Source organism: Acidimicrobiales bacterium (assembly GCA_036378675.1).
Taxonomy (GTDB): domain Bacteria; phylum Actinomycetota; class Acidimicrobiia; order Acidimicrobiales; family Palsa-688; genus DASUWA01.
Map to the genome: position 1 here is coordinate 106533 of DASUWA010000013.1, position 25114 is coordinate 131646.

The 25114-nt window shown below is 65.1% G+C and carries 24 protein-coding genes; 11 read left to right on the forward strand and 13 right to left on the reverse strand.

What is annotated here, in order from left to right:
• Window positions 1-2: 2 nt before the first annotated feature.
• Complete coding sequence (locus VFZ97_05110) at window positions 3-2243, reverse strand: EAL domain-containing protein (protein HEX6392797.1); 2241 nt, start codon at window positions 2241-2243, stop codon at window positions 3-5.
• Between the two features lie 140 nt (window positions 2244-2383).
• Between VFZ97_05110 and VFZ97_05115 the strand changes: the two genes are divergently transcribed.
• Window positions 2384-3100 (forward strand): ABC transporter ATP-binding protein, encoded by a 717-nt coding sequence (locus VFZ97_05115; GenBank protein ID HEX6392798.1) that lies wholly within the window; start codon window positions 2384-2386, stop codon window positions 3098-3100.
• Window positions 3097-4986, forward strand: a complete 1890-nt coding sequence (locus VFZ97_05120; GenBank protein HEX6392799.1) for a histidine kinase — start codon at window positions 3097-3099, stop codon at window positions 4984-4986. Before VFZ97_05115 ends, VFZ97_05120 begins: the two co-directional genes overlap by 4 nt.
• On the opposite strand, the gene VFZ97_05125 is transcribed toward VFZ97_05120, so the two are convergent.
• From VFZ97_05125 to VFZ97_05145, 5 genes are all read right to left on the reverse strand, one after another.
• Window positions 4964-5374, reverse strand: coding sequence for a response regulator transcription factor (locus VFZ97_05125; protein ID HEX6392800.1), 411 nt, complete (start codon window positions 5372-5374; stop codon window positions 4964-4966). The two genes, VFZ97_05120 and VFZ97_05125, sit on opposite strands and share 23 nt — an antisense overlap.
• 7 nt (window positions 5375-5381) lie before the next feature.
• A complete protein-coding gene (locus VFZ97_05130) occupies window positions 5382-6059 on the reverse strand; it encodes a response regulator transcription factor (protein ID HEX6392801.1) in 678 nt (225 codons plus the stop codon).
• A gap of 10 nt (window positions 6060-6069) precedes the next feature.
• On the reverse strand, window positions 6070-6723 hold the full coding sequence (locus VFZ97_05135; protein HEX6392802.1) for a hypothetical protein: 654 nt from the start codon (window positions 6721-6723) through the stop codon (window positions 6070-6072).
• A 129-nt stretch (window positions 6724-6852) separates the two neighbouring features.
• Complete coding sequence (locus tag VFZ97_05140; protein ID HEX6392803.1) at window positions 6853-9369, reverse strand: FtsX-like permease family protein; 2517 nt, start codon at window positions 9367-9369, stop codon at window positions 6853-6855.
• Window positions 9370-9421: 52 nt separating this feature from the next.
• Window positions 9422-9913 carry a hypothetical protein gene (locus VFZ97_05145; protein HEX6392804.1) on the reverse strand — a complete coding sequence of 164 codons (492 nt, stop codon included), beginning with the start codon at window positions 9911-9913 and terminating at the stop codon, window positions 9422-9424.
• A 309-nt stretch (window positions 9914-10222) separates the two neighbouring features.
• Between VFZ97_05145 and VFZ97_05150 the strand changes: the two genes are divergently transcribed.
• The gene (locus tag VFZ97_05150; GenBank protein ID HEX6392805.1) at window positions 10223-11572 is read left to right on the forward strand and encodes a hypothetical protein; all 1350 of its coding nucleotides are present in this window, start codon (window positions 10223-10225) and stop codon (window positions 11570-11572) included.
• A gap of 69 nt (window positions 11573-11641) precedes the next feature.
• A complete protein-coding gene (locus VFZ97_05155) occupies window positions 11642-12661 on the forward strand; it encodes an alpha/beta hydrolase (GenBank protein ID HEX6392806.1) in 1020 nt (339 codons plus the stop codon).
• 8 nt (window positions 12662-12669) lie between these two features.
• On the opposite strand, the gene VFZ97_05160 is transcribed toward VFZ97_05155, so the two are convergent.
• Together VFZ97_05160 and VFZ97_05165 are read right to left on the reverse strand one after the other, a co-directional pair.
• Window positions 12670-13299, reverse strand: coding sequence for a hypothetical protein (locus tag VFZ97_05160; protein HEX6392807.1), 630 nt, complete (start codon window positions 13297-13299; stop codon window positions 12670-12672).
• Window positions 13292-13474 carry a hypothetical protein gene (locus VFZ97_05165; protein ID HEX6392808.1) on the reverse strand — a complete coding sequence of 61 codons (183 nt, stop codon included), beginning with the start codon at window positions 13472-13474 and terminating at the stop codon, window positions 13292-13294. The genes VFZ97_05160 and VFZ97_05165 overlap by 8 nt, the downstream gene beginning before the upstream one ends.
• A gap of 86 nt (window positions 13475-13560) precedes the next feature.
• On the opposite strand from VFZ97_05165, the gene VFZ97_05170 reads away from it, so the two are divergent.
• The 3 genes from VFZ97_05170 (at window position 13561) to VFZ97_05180 (ending at window position 15394) form a co-directional block, all read left to right on the forward strand.
• Window positions 13561-14019, forward strand: a complete 459-nt coding sequence (locus tag VFZ97_05170) for an SRPBCC family protein (GenBank protein ID HEX6392809.1) — start codon at window positions 13561-13563, stop codon at window positions 14017-14019.
• A 71-nt stretch (window positions 14020-14090) separates the two neighbouring features.
• On the forward strand, window positions 14091-14408 hold the full coding sequence (locus VFZ97_05175; protein ID HEX6392810.1) for a hypothetical protein: 318 nt from the start codon (window positions 14091-14093) through the stop codon (window positions 14406-14408).
• Window positions 14390-15394: a hypothetical protein gene (locus VFZ97_05180; protein ID HEX6392811.1), complete on the forward strand. Its 1005-nt coding sequence runs from the start codon at window positions 14390-14392 to the stop codon at window positions 15392-15394. The genes VFZ97_05175 and VFZ97_05180 overlap by 19 nt, the downstream gene beginning before the upstream one ends.
• A 29-nt stretch (window positions 15395-15423) precedes the next feature.
• Here the strand turns inward: VFZ97_05180 and VFZ97_05185 are convergent, their stop codons facing one another.
• From VFZ97_05185 to VFZ97_05195, 3 genes are read right to left on the reverse strand one after another with little or no spacing between them, the layout of a single operon-like run.
• Window positions 15424-16224, reverse strand: a complete 801-nt coding sequence (locus VFZ97_05185) for an SDR family NAD(P)-dependent oxidoreductase (GenBank protein ID HEX6392812.1) — start codon at window positions 16222-16224, stop codon at window positions 15424-15426.
• A complete protein-coding gene (locus tag VFZ97_05190; protein ID HEX6392813.1) occupies window positions 16221-17717 on the reverse strand; it encodes a wax ester/triacylglycerol synthase domain-containing protein in 1497 nt (498 codons plus the stop codon). Before VFZ97_05190 ends, VFZ97_05185 begins: the two co-directional genes overlap by 4 nt.
• Entirely contained in the window at window positions 17717-18379 is a 663-nt protein-coding gene (locus tag VFZ97_05195; protein ID HEX6392814.1) for a lysophospholipid acyltransferase family protein, read from the reverse strand. The genes VFZ97_05190 and VFZ97_05195 overlap by 1 nt, the downstream gene beginning before the upstream one ends.
• A gap of 151 nt (window positions 18380-18530) precedes the next feature.
• Between VFZ97_05195 and VFZ97_05200 the strand changes: the two genes are divergently transcribed.
• A complete protein-coding gene (locus VFZ97_05200; protein ID HEX6392815.1) occupies window positions 18531-19778 on the forward strand; it encodes a lipase family protein in 1248 nt (415 codons plus the stop codon).
• A 6-nt stretch (window positions 19779-19784) separates the two neighbouring features.
• On the opposite strand, the gene VFZ97_05205 is transcribed toward VFZ97_05200, so the two are convergent.
• Together VFZ97_05205 and VFZ97_05210 are read right to left on the reverse strand one after the other, a co-directional pair.
• On the reverse strand, window positions 19785-21011 hold the full coding sequence (locus tag VFZ97_05205; protein ID HEX6392816.1) for an FAD-dependent oxidoreductase: 1227 nt from the start codon (window positions 21009-21011) through the stop codon (window positions 19785-19787).
• Between the two features lie 17 nt (window positions 21012-21028).
• The gene (locus VFZ97_05210) at window positions 21029-22411 is read right to left on the reverse strand and encodes a wax ester/triacylglycerol synthase family O-acyltransferase (protein ID HEX6392817.1); all 1383 of its coding nucleotides are present in this window, start codon (window positions 22409-22411) and stop codon (window positions 21029-21031) included.
• A gap of 304 nt (window positions 22412-22715) precedes the next feature.
• On the opposite strand from VFZ97_05210, the gene VFZ97_05215 reads away from it, so the two are divergent.
• The 3 genes from VFZ97_05215 to VFZ97_05225 all read left to right on the forward strand — a co-directional run bounded on the left by VFZ97_05215 (window position 22716) and on the right by VFZ97_05225 (window position 25105).
• Window positions 22716-23909, forward strand: coding sequence for an amidohydrolase family protein (locus VFZ97_05215; GenBank protein HEX6392818.1), 1194 nt, complete (start codon window positions 22716-22718; stop codon window positions 23907-23909).
• Window positions 23910-23926: 17 nt separating this feature from the next.
• Window positions 23927-24805, forward strand: coding sequence for an amidohydrolase family protein (locus VFZ97_05220; GenBank protein ID HEX6392819.1), 879 nt, complete (start codon window positions 23927-23929; stop codon window positions 24803-24805).
• A gap of 66 nt (window positions 24806-24871) precedes the next feature.
• The gene (locus VFZ97_05225) at window positions 24872-25105 is read left to right on the forward strand and encodes a hypothetical protein (GenBank protein ID HEX6392820.1); all 234 of its coding nucleotides are present in this window, start codon (window positions 24872-24874) and stop codon (window positions 25103-25105) included.
• The last annotated feature ends 9 nt before the right edge of the window (window positions 25106-25114 follow it).

The window sequence follows — 25114 nt, forward strand, 5'->3', positions numbered from 1 at the left end:
CGTTAGATGACAGCCGGCTGGTGGATGACCGTCCCGTTGAGGAGCTTTGAGGGATCCTCGGGGGCCGGCTGCGGCTTGCCAAGATGAAAACCCTGCGCCCTGTCGCAGCCGAGGGCTCGAAGAACTGCGAGCTGCTCGCAGGTTTCGACGCCTTCTGCGATAACGATCCGCCCAAGGTCGTGGGCCAGTCCGATGATCGCCTTCACGATCGCTTCGTCCTCGGAGCTCACGGTCAGGCCGGCAACGAAACGCTGGTCGATCTTCACTTTGTCGAACGGGTATGTGCGGAGATTGGCGAGCGAGGAGTAGCCGGTACCGAAGTCGTCCATCGCGAGAAACACGCCGAGCGCCTTGAGCTTGCCGATCCGTTCGGCCGCCGCGTGAGGGTCGCGTATCAGCGCGCTCTCGGTCAGCTCCAGCGTCAGGTGCAACGGCCGGCGGAGCATCTCCTCCACAGTTTTCGCGAAATCCTCGTGTGCGAGTTGGCCGGCCGAGATGTTGACCGCCATGTGCACTGGTGACCCGTTTGCGGCCCACATCGTCGCTTGGTCGCAGGCCTGCCGGAGCACCCAATCACCGAGCATCATGATCAGCCCGCTGTCCTCGGCGACTTCGATGAACTGCTGCGGACCGATCAGCCCTTCGTGGGGGTGCTGCCAGCGGAGAAGGGCTTCGGCCGCAACGAGTTCTCCGGTTCGGAGGTCGAGGATCGGCTGGTAGAAGAGCCTCAGCTCGCCGCGATCGACGGCGCCGCGGAGAAGGTGCTCGGTGTGGACCCTGGCCAAGGCGCTGGCCCGAGCCTCCTCGTCGAATACCTGGACCCGGCCGCGTCCGAGCTCCTTGGCCCGGTACATCGCAGTGTCGGCATCGCGGATCAGCTCCGCCGGGTTGGAAGCCAGATCCTCGGCGGAGGCGACTCCGATGCTGGCCGTCAAATAGAAGTCCTCGCCGGCGAGACGGAAGGGCTGATCGAATGTTTCCAACAGGCGGCGCGCGACCACCACCGGGTCTCCCGGCGGCTCGCAAAGGATCACGAACTCATCGCCGCCGAAACGAGCGACCGTGTCTCCAGTTCGCAACGCAGAGCGCAGCCGCCCAGCCGCCTCGACAAGCAACTGGTCGCCGGTGTCGTGGCCGAGGCTGTCGTTGATCAGCTTGAACCGGTCGACGTCGAGGAACAGCAGCGCCGGCTGCTCAGCCCCTGGCTGCAACCGGGCCAGGCTGTCGGACAATCTCTTGAGCAACAAGGCTCGGTTCGGAAGCCCGGTCAGCCCGTCGTGCATGGCGTTGTGCGCGAGCTCAGCTTCCGCCCGTTTGCGGTCCGTGACATCCCGGACGTTCAGAACGACCCCTCCGATCGACGGGTTGGCCCTCTGGTTCGTTCCCACCGCCTCGACGTGTCGCCATATCCCGTCGGGCCGTCGTACGCGCATCTCCACCGGCTGGCTCGGCCCAGGAAGGAGAAGCGCTTCCGCAAGATAATTTCTGACCGGCTCGATGTCGTCGGGATGAACGAGTGAGCGAAGGTCCGCCTTGTGGAGCTCTTGCGCGGTCATCCCGGTTATCAGTTCGCACGCGCCGCCGGCGTAAATCGCCGTTCCTACTTCGTCCAAAACGAGGATCATGTCGGAGGAGTTCTGGACGAGCGACGCGAACCTCTCACCGGTCACGCGCGCTGCCTCCCAGGCCCGTTCTCTGTCGGCCGAGATCGTCTCCGCCATTCGGGAGACGTAGAGGAAGGCGACGGCGCCGAGGGCCGCAATTCCGTTGTCGAGCGGCGTACGGATGTACGAGGGGGCGATCCCGACGGCGACCGCGATCTGACCGCCCGCGATTCCCGCGAAGGCCCACAGCCTGCAAACCCGCCAGGCGGCGGCGCCCTTCTCTGCAACCAATTGTTGAGCCGCGACGAGGTATACGACGTCCACGGCCGGTCCCCACCCAGTGGCATAGATGATCAGCGTGGTGGCCAGGGCGCCTGTAGCGGCCCGACCCTGAAGCGTCCACGCCGTCGGGTGCTTCGCGTCACGAACGGTCGCCGCTGTCGACAGGACCGCGGGAATGAGCCAGAGCAGCCCGTAAACCCACATCGGGTGGTCGGCTATGTCGTGCATGTCCCGGAAAAGCCAGAACAGCACCAGCGTCACGGGACCGATGGCATAGGCGAGGAAGAGCGGCTGACGCGCCACGCTCAGCAGCTGTGCTCGCCCAGGCAGGGATATTCGCTGTTCGGCCACGATCACTTTTGGATGAGCCTCCTAGAAACTCATCGGAAGTTGGTCCGGCAAGCTTGAATGACCTGTCCCTCGCCGGGTGTTATCCACACCAGGCGAGAGGGACAGCACCCTCACGAGAGACGGCTGGAACCCCTACCGTTGAAGATGTGGAGGGCACGGATGCCCGCGGGGTACAGGTTGAGCGCACCGCGTTATCGGGCGCGGTGGTCGCGCACGGTGTCCGCAAGATGTTCGAGGCGGACAACGCGCCCATCCGGGCCCTCCGGGGCGCCGACCTCGTGGTGCAGGCTGGTGAGTTCGTGGGCATCATGGGTCCGTCGGGATGCGGGAAGAGCACACTTCTCAACCTGATCGCCGGGCTCGACGTGCCAGACGGAGGTCAGATCCGCGTGGCGGGACAGCCGCTGGCCGGTCTGGACGAAGACGGCCTCGCCCGGATGCGACGGCGGCACATAGGGATCGTGTTCCAGTTCTTCAACCTTCTCGAAGGGATGACGGTTCTGGAAAACGTGACCCTTCCGGCGGTCATCGCCGGCAGAAGCCGGCGTGCCGCCGAATCCCGCGGCCGGGATCTCCTCGACCTCTTGGGGGTGGCCGACAAGGCGATGACCATGCCCACGTCGCTCTCGGGTGGTCAGCGACAGAGGCTCGCCATCGCGCGCGCCCTCGCCAACGACCCGACGGTGCTGTTGGCGGACGAACCGACCGGTTCGCTCGACACCGAGGGCGGCCGGGAGATCATGGAGCTGCTCCGCCGCCTGCACGCCGCAGGCCAGACGATTGTCATGGTGACGCACAACCCCGAGGTGGCCACCTCCGCGTCCCGCTTGGTGGCGATGCGGGACGGCCGGATCGAAGAGTGAGCGCCACCTCGTCGCGAATCGCTGCTGCGGCCGCGCTGCTTCTCTCGTGGGTGGCCGTCGCTGTCGGGTTCTCCGAAGTACCAGTGTCGAACGTGGTCGGATGCGGTCTCGGCGTCGCAGCGCTGTGGGCGGCAGCGGGTTGGCTCGTGTGGAGGCGCAACGGGATCCCCCTCGTCGCCTTCGCAAGCTTCCTTGCCGCAACGGCATTGGCCGCGTCGCGTTTCCCGCCGGACGGTCGGGCGGTCGAAGTCACCGCCGCAGCACTGGCTGGGGTGGTGACGTTCTGGTGGTTGGTGGATGCCGTTCGCCGAGGTTATCGACGCGGTCCGGCTGCAGACCGGGACCGGCTGCGCTGGCTCGCCGCCGGGATAGTGGCGGGCACCTCGGTGATCGTCGTGAGCGCGGCATTGCGGACCTTGGTCGGCTGGCCGGATGACCTGGGGCCCGTCGCCGTGGGCGCTTCAGCAGCTCCCGCCGTCGCGAGAGCGGCCTCGGAGTCGCGCCGGGGCAGTGGTCGTGGCGGACGCGTGCTTGTCGACACGCTGGCGCTCGGAACGTTCGCGGCGATGATCTCGGTGGTGTACCTGATCGTGGTGCGCGGCCTCGGTAATCCTCCGAAGCAGAAGTCAGATCGCGAGACGCTGGGACTTTCGATGGTGGCCGCAGCGCTGGCGGCGGTGTCGTTCGGACCGGCGCGCCGGAGTTTTCTGAGCACAGCCAACCGGCTTGTGTATGGCGCCAAGCAGGCACCCGACGAACTCATCCGGGCGTTCGCGAGCCGGCTGACACGGAACACACCGATGGAGGAGCTGCTGCTTCAGTTGTCGGAGTCGTTGGTTCGCTCGATGAATTTGTCGAGCGCCGAGGTCTACACCGGATCGGGAGGCGTGCTCGAGCGGGTCGCGGGGGCACCTGCCGACGGAGGCCCCCGCTCGATACTCGTCAGCGACCGGGAGCGGCCGGCGGTGGCGCGTGCGATGGTCTCGGGAAACGCGTGGGTCGAGGTTTGGCTGCCGCAGTTGGTCCATCCAAATGGCGATCACCAGCTACGGGTTGCTCCCATCCGCAACGCGGGTGAGCTGCTCGGTCTTCTTGTGGTCGAGCGCGCGGCTTCTGCCGAACCGTTCGCGGAGGACGACGACAGAGTGCTGTCCGATCTGGCCCGCGAGGTTGGACTTGCGTTGCACAACATGCAGCTGGACAGCGCGCTGCAGGACACTCTGGCCGAGCTTCGGGTCCAGGCGGAGGAGTTGAGGGAGTCGCGTGCGCGCATCATTGCCAGTGGAGACGCGGAACGGCGGCGGGTAGAACGCGACCTCCACGATGGCGCGCAGCAGAACCTGGTGGCTCTCGCGATCGAGTTGCGGTTGGCGCGCGACCTTATGGCCGACGACCCCGACTCGGCGGCTCGCATGCTCGACGATCTGACCTTAGAGGTCCAAGAGACGATTCGCGAGCTGAGAGATCTTGCTCACGGCATCTACCCTCCGCTGCTCGCCGACGGAGGCCTGGCACCGGCGCTCGGCGCGGCCGCGGCCCGCAGCCCGCTCTCAGTCTCGGTCGACGTGAGCACGAACAGCCGCTTCGATCAGGACACAGAGGCTGCTGTCTATTTCTGCTGTCTCGAGGCGCTACAGAACTCGGCCAAGCACGCACCCGGCGCAACCGCGAAAGTGCGCGTGTGGAGTGACGACGCCACTCTCTTTTTCCGAGTGATCGACGACGGACCGGGATTCGATCCAACCGTCACGCCTCGTGGGCACGGGCTTACCAACATGACCGACCGTCTCGGCGCGATCGGCGGCACGGTCCGATGGACATCTCGGCTTGGCGAAGGTGTCGAGGTGTCGGGTTCGGTGCCAGTTACGGGTGCCCAGCAGCGATGAATGATCCCCGTCGTCCGCCGCCCCATATCCGGCGGAGCTCGTCAGCCCCGAAGAGCTCCTTGCTCAGGTAGGCCCGGGCTCCGCTGGATTCGAGTTCGCCGGGAAGATCGGAGAAAGCCAGCGTCGAGCAGAGGATCACGAAAACGTTCGGGTCGGCCGCGACCATCCGCCTTGTCGCTTCGATCCCGTCGATGCCCGGCATATTGATGTCCATAAGGACCACGGAGGGGTGGAGGTCGTCGACCATGGCGAGCGCTTCCTCTCCCGTTTCGGCCTCGCCGATCAGCTGGAAATCATCCAAGCTCTCGATGACGGTTCGTGCTGCCCGCCGGAACGGCGCCTGGTCGTCCACGACGAGAACGCCCACGGCGGTCGCGGTCACTGCCATGCACCCATCATGAACCGTCCTGGTCGCTCAGGTACATGAGAACGGCCTTGACTCGCCGGTTGACGTCGCGTTCTTCTCGCAGGCCGAGCTTGGAGAAGAGTGAGTTGATGTGCTTTTCGACGGCCCGTTCGGAAAGGCCAAGGCTCGCCGCGATGCCGGCATTGCTGTGTCCCCGGGCCATGCCCGCCAGGATCTCGGACTCCCTCGGGGTCAGCCAGGACAGGTCGGAATTTCGCTTGCCTGCGCGGCTTCGGACCAGGTCGTCGACCACGGTGGGGTCGATCACCGACCCTCCTTCGGCCACGGTTCGGATGGCGCCGGCCAGTTCGGTCGCACCCGCGACGCGCTCCTTCAACAGGTAGGCACGGCCGGCCGAGCCGTCGCCGAGGAGGGCCAGCGCCAAGGCCGGGGTGGCGTACTGGCTCAGCACCACCACCCCCGTCTTCGGCCGGTTGGCCCGCAACCAGGCAGCGGCCTGGATCCCTTCGTCAACCCTCGTCGGCGGCATGCGGATGTCGGTCACCACCACGTCCGGGTCCTGTGCTACGACCAACGCCAGGAGGTCGGGGAGGTCCGACGCCACCCCGACCACTTCGAAGTCGTCCTCGGACTGCACCAGCCGGGTCAGCCCGTCGCGGACCAGCGCATGGTCCTCGGCGAGCGCGACGCGTATACCTGGCGCCATGCCGCGGACTCTAACTCTTGGCCGAGCGGCGGACAGTGAAAATCGCGCCGACCACGATCACCCACAGCGCGGTGCCGAGAAGAGCAATGAAACCGAGGATCACTGTGGCGGCAGCAAAAGCGAGTACCCACGACACCCACGCCAGCCAGCCGGGGAGCAGCCTCGTCCGTCGGATCAGGAAACCAGCGGCCAGGAACATGAGCGCCAGGCCCACGGTGGTCATCGGGTAGTTGAAGTTCTGCGACAGGCTGGCCATCAGCTGGAGAGAGCCCGTGCTCAAGTGCTTTGCGTCCTGACTAAGAGTCGCCTGGAGCCCTGCTGCGATGGTCCCGGACGCACCGAACAGGATCGCGCCGGTCACGAACATGGTTCCCATCCAGCTCCGCTCCGACCGGGTGAACTGAAAATGGAGCCAGGTGAAGAAGTACAACCCGACGACGACGGCCAACGCGGTCAACACCAACGACGCACCCAGCAAACCTGTGTGCTTGACGTCCCACGCCTGCACCTTCGCGGCGTGCTTCGCCGCGGGCATGCCTGCGGTCATCAGGACCGCGGCTGCGAGCAGCGGTGCGAACACGATTCCGCTGATCCCACCCCAGCGGGCCCAATTTGCCTGGGTGTCCGAGGCGGAAACTCGGGCAGAAACATCGACTGCGGTCATATGCCGACCCCTCCTTAGATCTGGAGCAGCTGAATGCGGCTCCTGAAGTGACGGTAAAAGCAGTTGCATTGGCGGCCAAGGGTGCCCGCGCACCGGAACCAGGGGTGCTAGCACCCCATTCCGCAGGATTCAGTCCGCCCTCAACACTCGTGCGGCCGGGGTACGAGCGGCCAGCCGGCCCGGCAGCACCGCCACGAGTAAGGAAATCAGGACTGCGCCAACCGCCACCAGAGCCACTGAGGCTGGGACCGTTGGCGCGGGCACCGCATCGATGCTGCGCGCGAACGCGATCCACAGCTGCCGGCCGGCTGCGATCCCAAGCGGGATGCCGAACGCGTCTGCGAGCAGTGCCGTCACCAAGGCCTGCGCTGCAACCGCTCCGATCATCTGCCGACGGACGAATCCCAATGTCTTCAGCACGGCGAGGTCACGCCGGCGACGCCTCACGGACGCGACCATGCTGAGAGCCAGCGCGACGATCGCGGCGACGGCTAATCCCGAGGCCAGCACCAGCGGGGTGTCGCCGGTAGATTGGTAGTTCACGATGGAGGCAGGTCGTTGCACGGGAAGGTACGAGACGACATCCCCGACGGCTTGAGGATCGCTAGCGAACTCCTGGTTGGCGATGGCGACAATCCGGCGCAGGTGGGCGGCCGCGGTCGACTTGCTCACCGATGGGCGGAATCGGACGAACACCAAGGCAGGGCCACTTTGAACAGGATCGGGGGATTGGGTCTGCAGCACGAACGACCTCGGCAGCGAGTCGAACGAGAAGAGACCTCCTACACCCATCGAAGTGTGATCAGCGAACGTGGTCGCGCCCGCTATCGTCGGGAACGTCGCTGTGCCGACGATCTTCAACGGCTGCGGCGGCAGGTAAAGCGGAGCCGTGTTTGGGCTGCCGTATCCGACGCCCACCGTTTCCCCGACCCGCTTGTGCAACGCGGTAAGGGTCGCTTGACCGAGGACGATCTGGCCCACCCCAGGTTCGTGACCGGACACGAGGGGTGGCCTGACGCTCGGTGTGGTAACCGAGATCAGGACCGGGACGCTGTGCCCGTCGATGGGGGCGTTAACCGAGGTGTACCCGGCCCACGCCTGCACAGAGGGGTCATTTCGTAGCGCTGCTTGAGCGTCGGGCGGGAGACCGTAGTAGCCCGTCAGCGCGTAACCCCAGTCCCACCCGTAGAGGGCCGGTCGGCTGACGAGGGTTCTCAACCCGCTGGCGAAGGTCACTGTCGTTACGACCAACGCGACAGACAGGATCGCGCCGAAGAGCACGGAGCGAGCCGGTACCGAAGAGCGACCCTGTCCCGGCTCCACGGCGAAGCGCGCCCCTACCACAGCGGTGGCCGGCAGGCCCGCCGACGCTGCGGCATCGACGGCGCGCGACACCCGAGCCGGTGGGCCTGGTTGGTAGGGAGTGAGTTTGCGTCCTGCGCGTCGAATGCCCATGATCACCGCAGCGCCGAAAAGAGTCCCCACGAGCACCGCCACCCCCCCTGTGGTCACGGCCCAGTCCGGACTCCAGTCCCGTGGGTGGTACACGGTGCGCACCGGGCCGAGGGGGGCGAACGAACCAACGGCCACTGACACGACGCTGGCTAGGACCGTCCCGAGAAACACACTGGCACCGATGCCGATGTAGAAGTCGGCCGCGATCGCTGATTTGCTCGCTCCGAGGGCGCGCAGGACCTCGCGTTCGTCCTGGCTGTTGACCAGCAAGCGGGCCATGATCGGAAGGCAGATTCCAACGGTGGACAGCCCGGCGATCAGTCCAAACACGCCTATCGCGATCGATTCCGGCCTCATGGCGCTTTCGACCTTCGCTTCGGTGGCCGCCGTGAGTTTGAAGTTGTCGATTCCGCCGGCTGGGAGTAGCCGGGTCAGCTGCTGTTCCACTTGGCCGATGTCTTTGACGCCTGGCTTCAAACGGATGGCGTACCAGGTTCCGTTGCCCTGGTTCTCCTCGGTTCGGGCCAGCGCGGGGGTGAAAACCAGGTTGACCGGCGTGCGGTCGGTGTCGTCCTGGATCACCGCGTCGTTGAATGCCACGATTGCGACCAGGCGCATCGGGAGCCGAATCGTCTCACCGGTCGTGCCGAACACCAAGGTCTGGCCCAGATGAACCCCGAGTAGCCGGGCGCCCAATTCGGACGTCATGAACTGGTACGGGTCGGCCGGATTCGCCATTCGCCCCTTGATCACCGTCACCCTGTCCTCGTGGAAGAAGACCCCACCGAGGGAAGCCGCGATGTTCACCGAGTTGAGGACGGCGAAGTTCAGCGATCCATCAGGTTCGAGCGGGGCGTTGTTTGTCCCGACCCAAGTCCCGACCTCGGCGATTTCAGGGAGGTGGCGTAGCCGCTGCTCGAGCGCCGTCGAGTAGAAGTTGGCCGGGGAATTGGAGCCGATGCCGTACGTAGACATGATGAGCGTCGACGCGTCGTCATGACGAAGGAACGATGCGTAGGCCGACTGAGTCCGCCGGCCGGCTACGACCGATCCCATGGCCAGGCCGCCGACCGCGGCCACGATGAGCGTCAGCAGCAGGTAGTCGGACCATCGGTGACGGAGGATGGACCGGAGGCGGTACAGGTACACCCGGGTCGGGTGAACGTCTGTCGGCCTGCGCCCCCGGTCCACCGCGTTGATTCTTACCGGCGGGATTCTCGTCGGGTCGATTCTTGTCGGCCGGCTATCCGCACGAGGCGCTGACGTTCTGGACGCTGGCCGTTGGCTGTCCAGTGGCGTTGGTCGTGCCGTGGAAGTTGACGTGAAGCTGCAGAGTCCCTGCGGGCCCCGTCCCCGAGAAGTTAAGGGTCAACCCGCCCTCGCTCTGAGCTTTGGCGTTGTTGCCGCCGCCCTGCCAGATGGTGAGGTGCCCTTGGTACCAAGGCGTGCTGTTCTCGTAGAAGACGGCGGTGCCCTCCATGGTCATGCCACCCCAATCGCCGTTGGCGTTCATCGTGCCGTGCTGAACCTCATTCCCGGACAGGAACACGAAGTTGGCGTCCTCGTTTGGGAACGGGCACGACGAGGGGAGCGCTACCGGCGACGGCCCGATGTCGAAGGGTGTGCCGGCGGGGACGCTTCCGGTTTGTGCCGAAGCGAAGGCAGGGGAAGCGTAAAGGCCGATGGCGGCGGCCGCGGTCAGCGCGGCGGCTCCGGCGGAACGAACTACGGACATTGTTTTCATGTGCCCCTCCGAGCAGGTCATGGCGCAACACGGTGTCGTCGCCATCGGTAGTCGGATGGATTGTCGGGTGCGCGTCGAAATCCCGGAAGGGTGGAAGCACTCCGGTTGTAGGTGGTGCTACCTCCACGCGCCTCCGGTCCCTAGGGAACGTCGGCTACCAACGCACCACGGCGTAACTGCACCCGAATCGAGATTCAGGTCACTAGATCGGCGGATGGCCTAACAGACAGTGATCCCCGCAGCGGCGGTCTTGCATTGGTACCTTTCGCACGTTTCAAGATCGAAAAGGAGGGGCACTCGATGGCTAGTCGTCGTGCAGTCGTTGTCGGCGCCAGCATGGCTGGGCTCACAGCTGCGAAGGTTCTGGCGGACAGGGTGGACGAGGTGACGATCGTCGAGCGCGACGTCCTTCCCGCCGAGCCCGCAGACCGCAAGGGAGTACCCCAAGGCCGGCACGCCCACGGCCTTCTTCCGTCGGGGGAGCAGGTTCTTCGCGATCTCTTCCCTGGGATCATGGAGGACCTCGAGGCTGGTGGGGCCCAGCGGACCTCGACCAGCAGCGCGAAGTGGTGGCAGTTCGGTGGCTACCGCGTAGATGTCCCCGAGTTCACCGGAATGTTCTTCTCCCGCTGTTTCCTCGAGAACACGGTCCGCAAGCGCGTGCTCGGCGTGCCCGGCGTGTCTCTCGTCTCGGCAGGAGCTCAGGGACTCGTGGTCGAAGGCGGGCGCGCCAGAGGAGTGGTAATCGAAGAGGACGGCCAGTCCCGGCAGATTCCTGCGGACGTGGTCGTGGACGCGTCCGGGCGGGGCTGCCAAGCTGCGCGCTGGTTGGAGGCAGCCGGGTATCCCATCCCCGAAGTGGCGCAAGTCACCGTAGACATGGCCTACGCCACGCGCTTGTACCGGCGCACCCCCGGCCGGCTGCCCGACGACACCTGGATGATCACAATCGGCGACCCTGACCGCTGCCCGCGCTTCGGCGTCGCCTTCCCGATCGAAGGACGGCGATGGATCGTCACGCTCGCCGGCGTGCATGGCGACCGTGCGCCGACCGACGACGACGGCTACCTCCAATACGCCGAGACGCTTCCGACCGGTGACGTCGCCGACGTGATACGGAACGAAGAAACGCTTTCACCCATCGTGACCCATCGGCTCCCGTCGAACCAGTGGAGACATTTCGAGAAGCTGAACCGCCACCTCCCAGGGTTCCTTGCGATCGGAGACGCCATCTGCAGCTTCAACCCGATATATGGCCAAGGAATGAGTTCGGCAGCGCTTCAATCCATCGCGCTCCGCTCGTCGATCGAAGCCGTCGGCATCGACTCGCCCTCCCTCGCCGATCGCTTCTACAAGGCGGCCGCCAAGGTCATCGCCAACCCTTGGGCGATCGCAGCAGGCGCCGACTTCGTGTTCCCTCAGACGACTGGCTCGAAGCCGCCGATGGTCGATCGCATCAACGGCTACGTGAAGCGAGTCATCATCGCCGCGCAGTACGACCCGGTCGTGGCCAGAGCAATGTGGGAGGTTCAGGGTCTTTTGGCTCCGCCTCCGTCGCTGATGAAGCCGCAGATGATGGTCAGGGTGCTCCGGGCGGCGCGCAAAGGCCCGCGTGGACTGCCTGCAAGCGCGGTCGCCGCGCCTGTTTAGTACGGCTCGGCGCTGCGCGCTTCCCTAAGTAAAGATTGTCCCCCGACAGCGACGTACGGGGAGCGAGGAATGAACGGTGACAGGCGTGCCGAGGCCTGGCGAGCGCGAGGTGGATACTTCGAATGGGCGCCCCGCGACCGGAGCACGGACCGGGTCCAGATCTTTCACGTCGAGTCGGGGCAGCCAGAGAGTCCGGTGCTGCTCCTCGTGCACGGCTTTCCAACCTGCAGCATCGACTGGTTCGGGATCGTGGACCTTCTGCAGGACCGGTATCGGGTCTGCGCGATGGACTTCCCCGGCTATGGGTTCTCCGACAAGCCGCAAGGTTGGGGATACAGCCTTGCCCGCGACTCGGAGCTTCTCGGTTTCTACGTTCGTGAGGTCCTCGGCGCCGAGTCCGTCGTCGTCATGGGCCACGATCGTGGGTCGAGTGTGGCGATCAACTACGCCCTCGCCGAACCAGGGGTCGACCACCTGGTTCTGACCAACGGGAACGTCTTTCTCCCGCTTTCGAACCTCACCGAGTTCCAAAGATTGGTGCTTGACGCGTCGACCGCTCCGGCGGTGTTGGATTTCCTCACCCCGGACCGGCTGGCGGCAGGCATGGGATCCACGACTTTCTCGCCACCGAGGCCTCCCGACCACTCAGACGTCGAGGCAATGTCGGCCACGTTCGCTCATGCCGATGGTGTGAAGGTTCTGCACGAGACGATCCAGTACCTGCTTGAGCGCGCTGATCATGAGCGCGAGTGGCTCGAGCTGCTCGCAGCCAGAGATGTTCCCACGACCGTCATCTGGGGTCTGAGTGACACCGTCTCGCCACCACGTGTTGCTTCGTATGTCTGGAACGAGTTCCTGATGCTCAAGCCCGGACGGAACCGCCTGTATTTCGTTCCCGGAGCCAACCATTACCTTCAGGTAGACAGGCCGGATGCCGTGGCTGCGGCCTTCCTGCACGCCCTCGATCTCGACTCGGATCGGTCCCCCGGTCCCGTCGGTCCGGATCCCGGTTCGCCGGTTCTGATCGACGAGTCACGGGGGCGCTTGCCGCAGGCGGTAGAGGTGCTGGCTCGGAAAGATCCCGGTTAGGCGCCCGGTTAAGCGATCGAGGCGTCGTTCGGTACCAGCACCCGGATCTCGTCACCAAGGGTCGCTCCTCCGAGCAACTCGAGCCGGTCTCCGCTCCAGAACCGGCCAGGGTCATACCAATTGGCTGGCCGCTTGGTGGTTAGCAAGCCCATCGCTTGGTAACTGCTCGCAACCACTTCGGCGCAGTACGCGGCTTCGGCCGGGGCCTGTCGGCGAAGGCGGCCTCGAGCCCAGCGGCCGGCGAGGGCGAGTGTTGTCGGAAAGGGCATGCCGTCCTTGCGTGCGATCTCCCTCAGCAAGGCGTCCTCCGTCTCCTGAGTGATATCACCCTCGAGTTGACGCAGCCAGCATTCCTGGTGATAACGAACCGTCCAGGTGATCACCGCGGAACGAAGATCGTGCAGCTGCACGCCTCGATGATGAGTACCGGTCCAGACGTCCTCGACAGACTGGCCGAGCTCGGCGTGCCACATCAGCGGAGGCAGGTCTTCGAGCACGACAGCCATACCAACGTGGTTCACTGGGCTGTTGGTGAAGGTGCGTATCGCTTGATCACCGGCCGTCGGACCCCGAAACAGCCAGAGATCCCCAGTCCTCGTCAGGTCGACCGCTTCGTCTAGGGACAGCGTTTCAGCCATGCTTCCCCCGGTCCTCCACGCTTTCGAGGCGGTGGTGGAGGCGGGCACGAACCTCTTCGGGTGTGTAGGAGCGGCGCTGCCTCTCCGAGCGAGCCACCACCACACCGGTCGCCGCCACTCCGGCGAGGCCGGCAAGGCCGACAAACTTCCAGATCGAACGTCGTCTCGGTGCCACCGCCACAAGCTAGGCGCGCAGGCGACTGGTTATTGGCACGTGAAAACGTCTCGCACGCATATGGCCTCCGGTGCTTGGATGTTCGAATGACCACCGAGGCAGACGGCGGGCGCGTCGTTAGCGCGACGCGCGATATCGCGGCCGGCGCAGACCGCATCTTCGAGTTCATAGCTGACCCGGCTCAACAACCACTCTGGGATGGCAACGACAACCTTGCCTCGGCAGAGAGCGGGCAGAGGGTTCGCTCCGTCGGTGATGTGTTCGTGATGACGCTCACCATGGGCACCGTTCGCGAGAATCATGTAGTCGAGTTCGAGGAGGGACGGCGGATCGCGTGGAAACCTTCCGAGCCTGGTCGCCAACCGCCCGGGCACCTTTGGGCGTGGGCCCTGGAGCCGATCGACTCCTCGCACACCCGGGTTACCCACACCTACGACTGGACCCACTTGACCGATCAGAAACGTTTCGATACTGCTCGGTCGATGACGGCCGCGCGACTTCAAGCCTCTCTTGACCGGCTGGCAGCCCTCTCGGAGACCGACTGACCGCACGCCCGACGCCCGCTTCTGTCAGGGCTGGGTTGACAGAACCGGGTTTGTCAAGGTTTACTTGACGAGTGGCCGTTGACCCGGAACACCTGCGTAGAGCGGTAGATGTCCTCCTCGACGCGGGTTCGCCGATTGACGCCCTTCGTGCTGCGCAGGAGACCCGCGAGTTGATGGCCGGGTGGGAGAGCCATCTCGCCCGTCAAGCCCTGGCAGCCGGTGAGACCTGGGAATCGATCGGAACCGCGCTGGGCATCAGCCGCCAAGCCGCTTGGGAGCGGCTTCGCCCAGGGGTAGCCGAAGAGATCCGCGCCGACAAGTCTCGGATCAGGTCAGAGCAGGCAAGGTTGAGAGAGGAGAGAGTGAAACGATGGCCGACGAAGAGATGACGCGAGCGGAGGGGATCGCGAAGCGCGCGTCGGAGCTTGCGGCACGCGCGGAGGAGCTTGCGCGCCACGCCCATGAGGTAGCCGGCGTCGACGAGGAGCTGGCCAAGCTCGAGTCGGAGCTGGACGCTCTCGTGGCCGAGGAAGAAGCCCTAGACGCCGGCCTTGCCGGCGAAGGAGAGGAGCAGGCCGAGGAGCAGGCGGATGATCGGTGGGTGAACCTCGCCGAGTCCCTCGCTGAGAGGATGGAGGCACTTGGCGACCGGCTCGGAGACTTCATTTCCGGGTCCGTCGATTCAGCGCTGCACTCGTCCCTTGGTGAAGGTTCTGTATTTGCCACCGGAGCGCAGATCACCGAGAGCGAAGCGATGTTGCCGGTCTCGGGACCGCTCCCTGTCAGGGTCCGCAGTCCGGGTGGCAACGTCGACGTGCGTCCGGGGCTATCCGATCGAGTCCACGTGGCGTGGCGTGGACGGGGCAGCACTCTAGGGGATCTACCCCCCTTGGTGACGGTCCAGCAGCACGGAAGCTACGTGATGATCGAGTCCGTCGGAACGAGCGGGTGGCGGCACAAGGTGGTGCACATGGATGTCTCGGTTCCTTCCGGCTCACCCATCGAGGTGGTCACGGGCGGCGGATCGATCCGGATCGAAGGTACCAACTCGGCAGTCCGGGCGAGGACAGGGGGAGGCTCGATCACGGTCGCAGGCGTCAACGGCGAGGTCGACGTGACTACCGGCGGTGGGAGCGTCCACGTCGATGGGCGCCTCAGCGGCCAGTCGAACATCAACACCGGCGGGGGCTCGATAGATGTGGTGCTGCATCCGGGTACACAGATCGACATCGATGCGGTCGGGACGAGTGCCAGCATCGACGTCCCGGGGCTCCATGTACAGGGCCACCGCGTTTGCGGGTCCGTGGCCGGCGGTGACGGCGGTCATTTGAGGGTCCGGACGGGCGGCGGCCGGGCGAGAGTCACCCAGCAGTGAGTGCAGAGGCGGCCAAAGCCATGAGCGGCTCAGCCGAGCCGAGCCGCCTGCCCACCGTCGACAGGCAGAACCACGCCGGTGATGAATCCCGCTTCGTCGGAGTGTAGGAAGAGGCTGGCGTGGGCGACATCCCACGCGGTGCCCATCTTCTTTCGGAGCGGCACCATCCGGTCGCGCATGTCGCGCACCTCGTCGCGGGTCATGCCAAAGGATTCCGAGGTGCCCTCGATCGCCATGGGAGTGTCCATCAGTCCGGGCGCGATCGTGTTCACCCGGATCCCGTGAGCAGCGTTCGCCATCGCCAGCGACTGGCCCAAGGCGTTCATCCCGGCCTTGGAGACCTTGTACGCGGTTAGCGGGGTCGAAGCCACCGCGGCCAACGACGACACGTTGACGATGGTTCCGCTCCCTTGCTGCCTCATTACCGGCAGGACGGCCTGGCAGGACAGGAGGCATCCCTTCAGGTTGACGTTGAGTATGTGGTCGAAGGCATCCGGATCGACGCGCAGCGGGTCGGCGTCGCCGGTACCGATGCCGACATTGTTGTGGAGGAAGTCAATTCTGCCGAACGATTCAACACACGCGCCGGAGTACGCGGCACAGTCGGCCCGGCTGGTCCAGTCACCCTGGATGCATTCAGCTGTGCCGCCCTCTGCCCGGATCATGGCTGCGGTTTCTTCTGCCGAATCGAGTCGGCGATCCACGAGCAGAACCCGGGCACCTTCTCGTGCGAACAGGATGGCGGCGGCCCGCCCGTTGCCGATCGTCTCGCCAGGTGTTTGGCCGGCCCCGACAACTATCCCGGCCTTGCCCGCCAGCCGCGTGGTCAGGTGACGATGCCTCCGGCGGCCAACAGCTCGCGGTAGGCGTCGTCGATGTTGCGCGCCAGACCGGCCGGGTCGGTGACTGCGGCCGGGTCGGCGAGCAGGCCCATGTCGAGCGAGCCGTTCTGGCTGAGGGTCGTGAGGTTGGCGGCGGTGCCCGCGACCGGCCCGAGTGGTATTCCAGCGACCACGGCCGCGCCGCCAATGTATGTGGGGAAGCCGGCGCCCCGCAGGTTGGAGGTGGCGAGGTCGAGCTTGGAGGCCTGTTGCCGCGCGAAACGTGTGCTGACAGACGTGGGGAGCAGGTTGGCGATGCCCGCGATGGCGCTCATGGTTCCGCCGCCGCTCACGCCGCGCCGGCGTTCGGCCATGAGGTCACGGATTTGGGTGAAGCGTTCCTCCGGGCCGAGCGTGCCGCGGCCGGGCACTTGGAACGGAACGGGTGTGAAAGCGTTGCCTCCCATCGCGCGATCCGAACGGGTGCTGACCACGAAGGTCATGTTTAGGCCCTCGACGGGGGTTCCCCGCTCGGAGTGGTAGGCGAGCGCGCCCATAGCGGCGCCGGTTACGAACAGGTCGTTGACCGACCCGCCGAGAGCCTTGGCCGCGGCTTTTGCGTCGTCGAGCGAGAGGCGCAGCGTTTCCAGGTGCCGCTTGCGCGAGCGGTTGGTCCAAAGCGGAGCGCTCGCATTCATCGCGCGAGCGGTGCCTGCCGTGCTGAGCGTGCTCCGGATCTGTTCGACCAGGCCGATGAAGGCCCGCGGGACGCGGGTGGGGTTGGTCACCAGATTGAAGACGTCCCCCGCCGCCCGGAGCGCTATGCCCTGCTGTCGGCGCAGGTTGTGAGCGACGGTGCGCACGGCCGTGTCGATGATCGAGTCACTCACGTCGGCGCCGGCTTCGAGCAGCTCGCCCCGCTCGGCGGCGATCGCGTCTGCAAAAACCTTGTCGAGGTCGACTTCTGGCGGACGGGGAGGGGTTCGCTCCAGGTCGGTGTAGATCTCCGCCATCCGAAGAGCGCCGATGCCGTCGGCCACCGAATGGTGCTGCTTGATGAACAAGGCACCGCTGCCATCCTCCATGCCCTCGATCGCGTAGAACATCCAGAGAGGACGCGTGCGGTCGTAGGGTTCCTCGTAGAGGTGGGTGACCAGATCGAGCAGCTGGCGTTTGGATCCCGGGGCCGGCAGGCTGAGGCGCCGGATGTGATAATCCAGCTCGAAGTCGCGGTCGGTCGCCCACACCGGCGGTGAGAGACGGCCCAACCCGGGCACGACCCGCTCCCGCAGTCGTGACAAACGGGCCAGGCCGTAGCGGAGCCGGGCTATGAGCAGCTCGAAGTCCGCCGGCTGGTCGAGCAGCGTCAGCAAAGCCCCGCTCGGGTTCAACCAGGGGTCCTTCTCGACGTTCCACATCAGCGCTTCTTGGTCGGACATGCGGCGCGCGAAGGCCAGCTCACGCGAGCGCTCCATGCTCGGCGCGGCGGGGCCGTCGACCACTACGCGTTCACCAGTGCGAAGCGATCGGAGGAGGGCTGTCCACACAACCGAGCGATGTCGTCCATCACCAGATCGGTGAATTCTCGCAGCCGTTGCGAGTTGTTGGCTTCGCCGGAGTTGATCCACCGGGGCACACCAAAACGCACCGACACCTTCTTGCGTGGCCTCGGCAGTCGCTGGCCCGGCGATTGCACTTCCTCGGTGCCGACGAGCCCGAGGGGAACGATCGGCGCGCCCGACGACCGTGCCAAGCGGGCCGGTCCTAGATGGCCGCGGTGGAGTTTCCCGTCGCGCGAACGGGTGCCCTCGGGGTAGACGCCGACGACGCCGCCCGCTGAGAGCACATCCTCTGCAGCTTCGAGCGCCTCCCGGGCACCGGCCGGGCTTCCCCGCCGGATCGGGATCTGACCGGTTGCTCGGAACATCCACGCGGTGCGCCGCCGATCGAAGTACTCCGCCTTGGCAAGGAAGGAGACCGGCCGGTCCACCACCAACGCGACGAACAGCGAATCCATGAAGGACCGATGATTGGCGGCCACGATCACCGGGCCGGCCGGGAGATCGCGCGGGCCGTCGACGCTGATCTGATACGCGGCCAACAAGGGACGACTCAACACGGCCTTGGCGACCTTATAGCCCGTCGGACCCGCAGCTTCACCCATTCGGCCCACCTCCGCGCTTAGCTACCCTGCCCGGGGGGAATCATCCCATTTAACTGCGAAGTAGGCGCGAACACCAAGTGACGATTTGAAGAACCTGCGCGGTCGCCACTCCACTTGGCTGACCTGGCGCTCCGGGTCCTAGGCTGCGTTCGTGGGACGGTGCCTGGGGACCCGCCTCTTGGTGGTGGCCGGACTTGCTTGCCTTCTCGGCATTGTTCCCGCTCGCGCCGTAAGTGGCCCTCCGACACCATCCAGTGATCCCTTCTACACCTACTCAGGCAAGGCGCCCCTGGCCAACGTGGAGCCGGGGACAGTTCTGAAAGAGCGGTCGATACAAGTGACGTTCGGGACGAGCGCCACACCCCTCCGAGGTGAGCAGCTGCTCTACAGGACGACCGGTCAGCTAGGCGACCCGACCGTCACGGTCACATCGATCCTTCGGCCCACCACGATCGCCCCCACAACCGGCATTGTCGAGTACCTCAGCTTCTACGACGGGCTCGCGTCGAAATGCGACCCCAGCTACACACTCGACGGCGGGAAGCCCGGATCGGTTACCGAGCAGCAGGCGGAGGAGGAAGAGCTGCTGGTCAGCTGGTACCTGAGCAACGGATTCACTGTGACGGTTCCTGACTTCGAAGGGACTGCACTCGACTGGATGGCAGGCCGCGAGTCCGGTTACGGCGCACTCGACGCGCTCAAGGCCACCGAGTCCTACCTCCACGCACCTTCTTCCACGCCGCTCGGACTGTCCGGTTACTCCGGCGGTGCTGTTGCGGCCGACTGGGCGAGCGAGCTGGCGCCGGCATACGCGCCGCAGCTGCGGATCGCCGCTGTCGCCGAAGGCGGCATACCGGTCGACTACTCGCACATGATCGCCTACATGAACGGCAGCTCTGTCTACTCCGCCGCCATTCCGGGAATGCTTCTCGGCCTCGCGCGTGCGTACCACGCGGACCTCACGCCGTACCTGTCCGCATATGGGCAGAAGGTCGTTGACGACGAGAGCAACACGTGCATCGACGAGGACTTCGGTCGCTACCCCGGTCTGACCGTGCAGGCACTTATGAAACCGCAGTACCGCAGCTTTTTCGATGTCCCGTTCTTCCACCAGATCCTCTCTGCCCAACGGATGGGCACCTCAAGCACACGCCCGCAGGAGCCCCTTCTCATGGCGGTCGGCAACTCCGACGGAACCGGTGACGGAGCGATGGTCGCCGCCGACGTCAAATCGCTTGCCCGCCAATACTGCAATGAAGGGGTGCCGGTCGAGTTCCAGGAGTACACCGGCGCGTCACACGAAGATGCCGGCGCGTTCTTCGAGCCACAGACCGGCCCATTCCTCCAGGCACGCATCGCCGGCGCCCCTTTCGTGGGCAACTGCGGTTCGATCAAGTAGGGCCTTTCAACTCTTGGCTATCGACACCAGATCGGCGCCCGGATCCGCAAGATCCTTCCGATCGACGGGATCCGACCGGGCCAGGAGGTCGCCGATCGCATCCCCCTGGTCCCAGATGTTGGCGTTCAGTGCCGCGACCACGCGATCGTCACGAAGCCAGAATGCGATGAACTCGTGTTCCTTCTCGCCCCGGCGGAAGACGACCTCGTCGCTCGCGGTCGAACGTCCCCGGTATTCCATGCCGAAGTCGTACTGATCGGAGAAGAAGTAGGGGATCTTCTCGTAGGGTCGTCGTTGCCCAAGCATGTTCCTCGCGGCTGCCGGGCCCTGGTTCAAGGCAGACGACCAGTGCTCCAGACGGATGCGTTCCCGGTAGAGCGGGTGGTAGGCGCTGGCTGCGTCACCGGCTGCGTAGATGCCCGGGACGGTCGTTTCCAGGTACTCGTCGGTCAGGACCCCATTGTCGACTTCGAGACCTGCGGCTTCGGCGAGCTCTGTACGCGGGAGCACGCCAACCCCGACGACTACCGTCCCGGCGGGGATGATCGTCCCCTCGGTGAGTCTTACTTCTTCCACGTGGGTCGACCCCTTGATCGAGTCGATCCCGACGCCCAGATGGAATTTGACTCCGTGAGACAGGTGTAGATCGCGGTAGATGGTTCCCAACTCGGTGCCGAGCACCCGTTCCAGAGGAAGGTTCGCGACGTCCACGACGGTCACATCGGCTCCCAGTTGGCGAAGCGACGCCGCCGATTCTGATCCGATCCAGCCCGCACCGATTATCACGATCGGCGCACCCGACCTTCCGGCATCCCGAAGAGCATCCGAATCGGAGACCGTACGCAGATACCTGACACCGTCGAGATCGGCGCCCGGCACCGACAGCCGCCGCGGCGCTGCACCGGTGGCGAGCAACAAGTGGGAATATCGAATCCGATTGCCGTCTTCTAGTTCGACCTCGTTGTTGTGCGGGTGGACGGACGCGACACGAGTAGACGAGCGAAGATCGATGCCCTGTTCTTCATAGAAGCCCTCAGGGTGTACGGCCGCCTCGTCGAAGTTCTGCTCGCCTCGGAGATAGCCCTTGGACAGGGGGGGTCGTTCGTATGGGCGGGCAATCTCCTCGCTGATCAGAATGATTTCGCCGTCGAAGCCTTCGGTGCGCAGAGTCTCGGCCGCCTTGGCTCCTGCGAGGCTTCCGCCGGCTATGACAGCTGGCTCACGCGGTGACATATTGCCTGGGCTGGCTGCTATGCCTGGCTGGCTGCCACGAGCATCTCGTCCATGCCCAGGTGGATCCCCTCGGCGACGATCTCGATATCGGGGGTGTTGTCGTAGTCCCCGGTTATCCCGAAGTGGACTTCACCGTTGTAGGAGAGCATTGCCACCCCGGTGCGGACCCCCATCGCGATGGGCACGTAGGGATACGCCGACACCACCGGGTGGCCGACTGCGTATAGCGGAATCTGGGGTCCCGGGATGTTGGTGGTCAGCGTGTTGACGTTGTGGTGCGGAATGTTTCGTACGACAGAGGTAACTGCTGCCGCCATGCTCGGCGGAACGTACTTCGCCAGGCTGACCGCGCTCTGGGCGCCCTGAGCATCGTTGCTCTCCTTGATGGCGCTCATCTGCTTGGAGATGAGTTCGAGTCGCTCGACTGGATCATCCACACCGGTGGGCAGGTCGGCGAACACCGCGGCGGTCTTGTTCTCGAGCGTCCCGTCTGTCACGGCTCGGCCGCTTGCGTCGCGGGCCCTGACCGAAACCGGAACCACTGTTCGCAGCGGCCGGTGGATCGGTTCGCCGCGCTTTTCGAGAAGCCCTCGGAACCCGCGGGTGATCGCGGCGAGCGTGACGTCGTTGAATGTCCCGCCGAGCGAGGACCGCACCTTCTTGATCTCGGAAATCGGAACGACCGTCGTCGTCCAGCGCCGGCGCGGGCCGATCGGGCCATTGAGGCTGCCGGGCGCGGCGGGGATGACCACGCGGAGCAACGACGGCAGGCTGCGGGCCAACTCGTCGACGTCCGCCAGCGCTTCCTTGGCGGACCGAATCACCCTGGATGGGCTGGGTACCGCCTGCTTTAGCGACGAGGTCAGCAGTTCGAACGGGGTTGGCAATGGTCGGGACCGCCAAGGGAGGGAAGGGACCGCCACGTGGTCTGGGCTCGGGTCGAGAATGAGGTTGAGCAGCTCCACGCCGCCGACCCCGTCGGCCATGCAGTGGTGAACCTTCACAACCAATGCCCACTGATCGTCTTCAAGCCCTTCGACCATCCACAGCTCCCAAAGCGGGCGGCCTTGATCCAGCCGGCGGCTCATAACGTCCGCAACCACCCGGCGCAGCTCGGTCATGTCGCCCGGCTTGGGAACGGCCGCAACCCGCATGTGGTAGTCGATGTCGAACCGAGGATCGTCCACCCACACCGGCCTGGCAAGGTCGAACGGCACCCGCCTGACTACCTGCCTGTACCTCGGAATCAGACCGAGCTTCCCGATCACCATCTCTCTCAATCGGGAAAAAGGCGGTGGCGGGCCTTCGAGGATCAATAGTGCGCCAATGTTCAACTGGTTCTTGTCGCACTCAGCGTCCAAGAACCCGGTGTCGATCGGCCCCAAGCGGTCGAATGTCATGGAGGTGCCCTTTCCGTAGAGTCTCCGTTGTCATCGGCGGCGGCCCTTCCCTCGTACTGATCGCTGACCCTCAGGTCGCCGGCACCCGAGCGCGCGTATCCACAACGCCGCCGGGCCAACCACCAATAGACGAAAGTGCCCAGACCGGTCAATAGCGCCTGACCAGGGTCTTCGGGCGTATCAGCAGGTCAATCGCCGTTCCGGCCGCTTCGTAATTTCTCGTCGCTGGGCCCAGGCTTGGTGCACTTCTAGAATCTGAATCTATATTTGGAGCCGCACATATGCGTTGGGGAGGGAACCAGACGTGGCCGACATCGATTTTCGCTTCTTCGACTGCGACAACCACTACTACGAGGCGAAGGACGCGTTCACCCGGTACATCGATCCTGAGTACGGCAAGAGGGCGATGCAGTGGGCGATCGTCGACGGCCGGGAGCGTCTGCTGGTCGGAGGACGGATAAACCGCTTCATCCCAAACCCGACATGGGACCCGATCGCCAAACCGGGCTCGCTTGACGAGTACTTCCGTGGCAGGAACCCGCGAGGAGAGGACACCAGTGTCCTGTTCGGCGACCTCGACAGCCTGGCCGACCATCCCGAGTACCAGAACCGTGACGCGCGGCTGGCCCTCATGGACAGGCAGGGCATGGAGGGAGCGATCTTCCTCCCCACGCTGGGCGTGGGGATGGAGCAGGCCCTCATCGGGGACGTTCCGGCGCTCCTGGCGGCCATCTCGGCTTTCAACCGCTGGATGGAGGAGGACTGGGGCTTCGCCTACGAGGAGCGCATCTTCGCCGCTCCATACATCACCCTCGCCGACGCAGACCACGCGGTGCGCGAGCTGACCTGGGCGCTCGAGCGCGATGCCCGGTTCGTCGTCATGGTCGGCGGTCCGATCGTCGTGAACGGAATCGGCCGTTCACCGGCGGATCCCGTCTACGAGCCGTTCTGGACGCTCGCCAACGAGGCGGGAATCACGGTTTGCTATCACGGCGGTGACAGCCGGTACGCCAAGTACGCCGCCGACTGGGGCGAGAAGCCCGAGACCGAAGCGTTCCGCCAGAACCCGTTCCGATCCCTCGCTTCTTACAACCCGATCCAGGACACCATCGCCAACCTCCTTGCGCACCGGCTCTTCGAGAAGCATCCGAACCTGCGGATCGCGTCGATCGAGACCGGTTCGGATTGGGTCTTCCACCTGTTCGAGAAGCTGAAGAAGTCGTTCGGGCAGACCCCCCACCTCTATCCGGAGGACCCCCGTGAGACGTTCAAGCGCCACGTGTGGGTGTCTCCCTTCTACGAGGACGAGTTGGGCGAGCTGCGCGAGCTGCTGGGGTCGGACCACATCTTGATGGGATCCGACTACCCCCACGCGGAGGGGCTCACCGATCCGGCGAGCTACATAAAGGACCTGCGCAACTTTGGCTACCCGGAACCGGACAGCCGGCTGGTCATGCGCGAGAACGGCATCGCGCTATCGACCCGGCGTCCTGTCTGAATAGAAAGGTTGACCAAGTGACGTTCCCACAAGGTGTCGCCATCGTCGACACCATGATCGGCTTCCCTCACGGGGACATGAAGAAGACCTACGCCTTCATCACCCGCCAGACCAAGGATCGCCAATCGAGCGAGGAGTACCACTTCCCCGTCGAGTACATGTTCAAGGACGTCCCCGAGAAGGAATTGGTCAAGGCGGACGATCCGATCGCGGTGACTCTCTCCGAGATGGACCGGTGGGGCGTTGAGAAGGGCCTGATAGGACTTGGTGGCGACCAGGGCCTCGGAGAGGAAGCCGTAAAGCGGTACCCCGACCGTTTCATCGCGTCCGCCGGATGCGACCCGAACGAGGGGATGGAGGGCATCCGCAAGTTGGTCCACCTACACGAGACTTACGGAGTGAGAGCGGTGACCGCGTTCCCGGCGGGAACGTATCCCCAGGTGGCGATCAACGATAAGAAGATGTATCCGATCTACGCCAAGTGCGTGGAGCTTGGGATCCCGATGTTCTGCACAGCCGGCGTGCCGGGCCCGCGGATTCGTTTCGCTCCACAGCATGTCGAGTTGATCGACGAGGTGATGTACGACTTTCCGGAACTCGTGTTCGTCACCCGCCACGGTTGCGAGCCCTGGGCCGACCTCGCGGTGAAGCTCATGTTGAAATGGCCCGGGCTGCACTTCTCCACCAGCGCCTTCGCCCCGCGCTATTACCCCAAGGCGGTGATCGACTACGCGAACACCCGCGGAGCCGACAAAGTCATCTATGCCGGCTACTTCCCGATGGGGCTCTCGCTCGAACGGATCATGACCGAGCTTCCGAACGTGCCGTTCAAGGACGAGGTGTGGCCGAAGTTCCTGCGGGGTAACGCGATGCGCGTGCTCGGTTTGGGGGAGTAGCGCCTTCCGGGCTTGTTCGGTGCCATACTGACGAACAACTGGCGTCGGATGAGTCAGGGGGGAGCGATGAGCGACATAGGGCGGCAGAGCGATCCGGGTGACGGTTTGGTGTCCGCCGCGACCCGTGCCTTCGAGCTGGAGGACGAGCAGGTGTTTTCAGGCGCTGGGCGCGGACCAACGCCTGACGAGGCGGCAGCAGCCGAAAGGTATGGGCCGGCGAGCGAGCGAACCGTTGACAGCTACCGCGAGATGATGGAGAGAGGGAGCCATCAGGCCGGAGAGGGCCGGCTCACCCTTTAATCAGGCCAG

Bases quoted from the DNA above. Each gene is read 5' to 3' on its own strand.
- VFZ97_05135 (HEX6392802.1), bottom strand. From the start codon at position 6,723: ATGACCGCAGTCGATGTTTCTGCCCGAGTTTCCGCCTCGGACACCCAG.
- VFZ97_05225 (HEX6392820.1), top strand. From the start codon at position 24,872: ATGAGCGACATAGGGCGGCAGAGCGATCCGGGTGACGGTTTGGTGTCC.
- VFZ97_05205 (HEX6392816.1), bottom strand. From the start codon at position 21,011: ATGTCACCGCGTGAGCCAGCTGTCATAGCCGGCGGAAGCCTCGCAGGA.
- VFZ97_05155 (HEX6392806.1), top strand. From the start codon at position 11,642: ATGAACGGTGACAGGCGTGCCGAGGCCTGGCGAGCGCGAGGTGGATAC.
- VFZ97_05145 (HEX6392804.1), bottom strand. From the start codon at position 9,913: ATGTCCGTAGTTCGTTCCGCCGGAGCCGCCGCGCTGACCGCGGCCGCC.
- VFZ97_05195 (HEX6392814.1), bottom strand. From the start codon at position 18,379: ATGGGTGAAGCTGCGGGTCCGACGGGCTATAAGGTCGCCAAGGCCGTG.
- VFZ97_05210 (HEX6392817.1), bottom strand. From the start codon at position 22,411: ATGACATTCGACCGCTTGGGGCCGATCGACACCGGGTTCTTGGACGCT.
- VFZ97_05125 (HEX6392800.1), bottom strand. From the start codon at position 5,374: ATGGCAGTGACCGCGACCGCCGTGGGCGTTCTCGTCGTGGACGACCAG.
- VFZ97_05130 (HEX6392801.1), bottom strand. From the start codon at position 6,059: ATGGCGCCAGGTATACGCGTCGCGCTCGCCGAGGACCATGCGCTGGTC.
- VFZ97_05180 (HEX6392811.1), top strand. From the start codon at position 14,390: ATGGCCGACGAAGAGATGACGCGAGCGGAGGGGATCGCGAAGCGCGCG.
- VFZ97_05160 (HEX6392807.1), bottom strand. From the start codon at position 13,299: ATGGCTGAAACGCTGTCCCTAGACGAAGCGGTCGACCTGACGAGGACT.
- VFZ97_05170 (HEX6392809.1), top strand. From the start codon at position 13,561: ATGACCACCGAGGCAGACGGCGGGCGCGTCGTTAGCGCGACGCGCGAT.
- VFZ97_05150 (HEX6392805.1), top strand. From the start codon at position 10,223: ATGGCTAGTCGTCGTGCAGTCGTTGTCGGCGCCAGCATGGCTGGGCTC.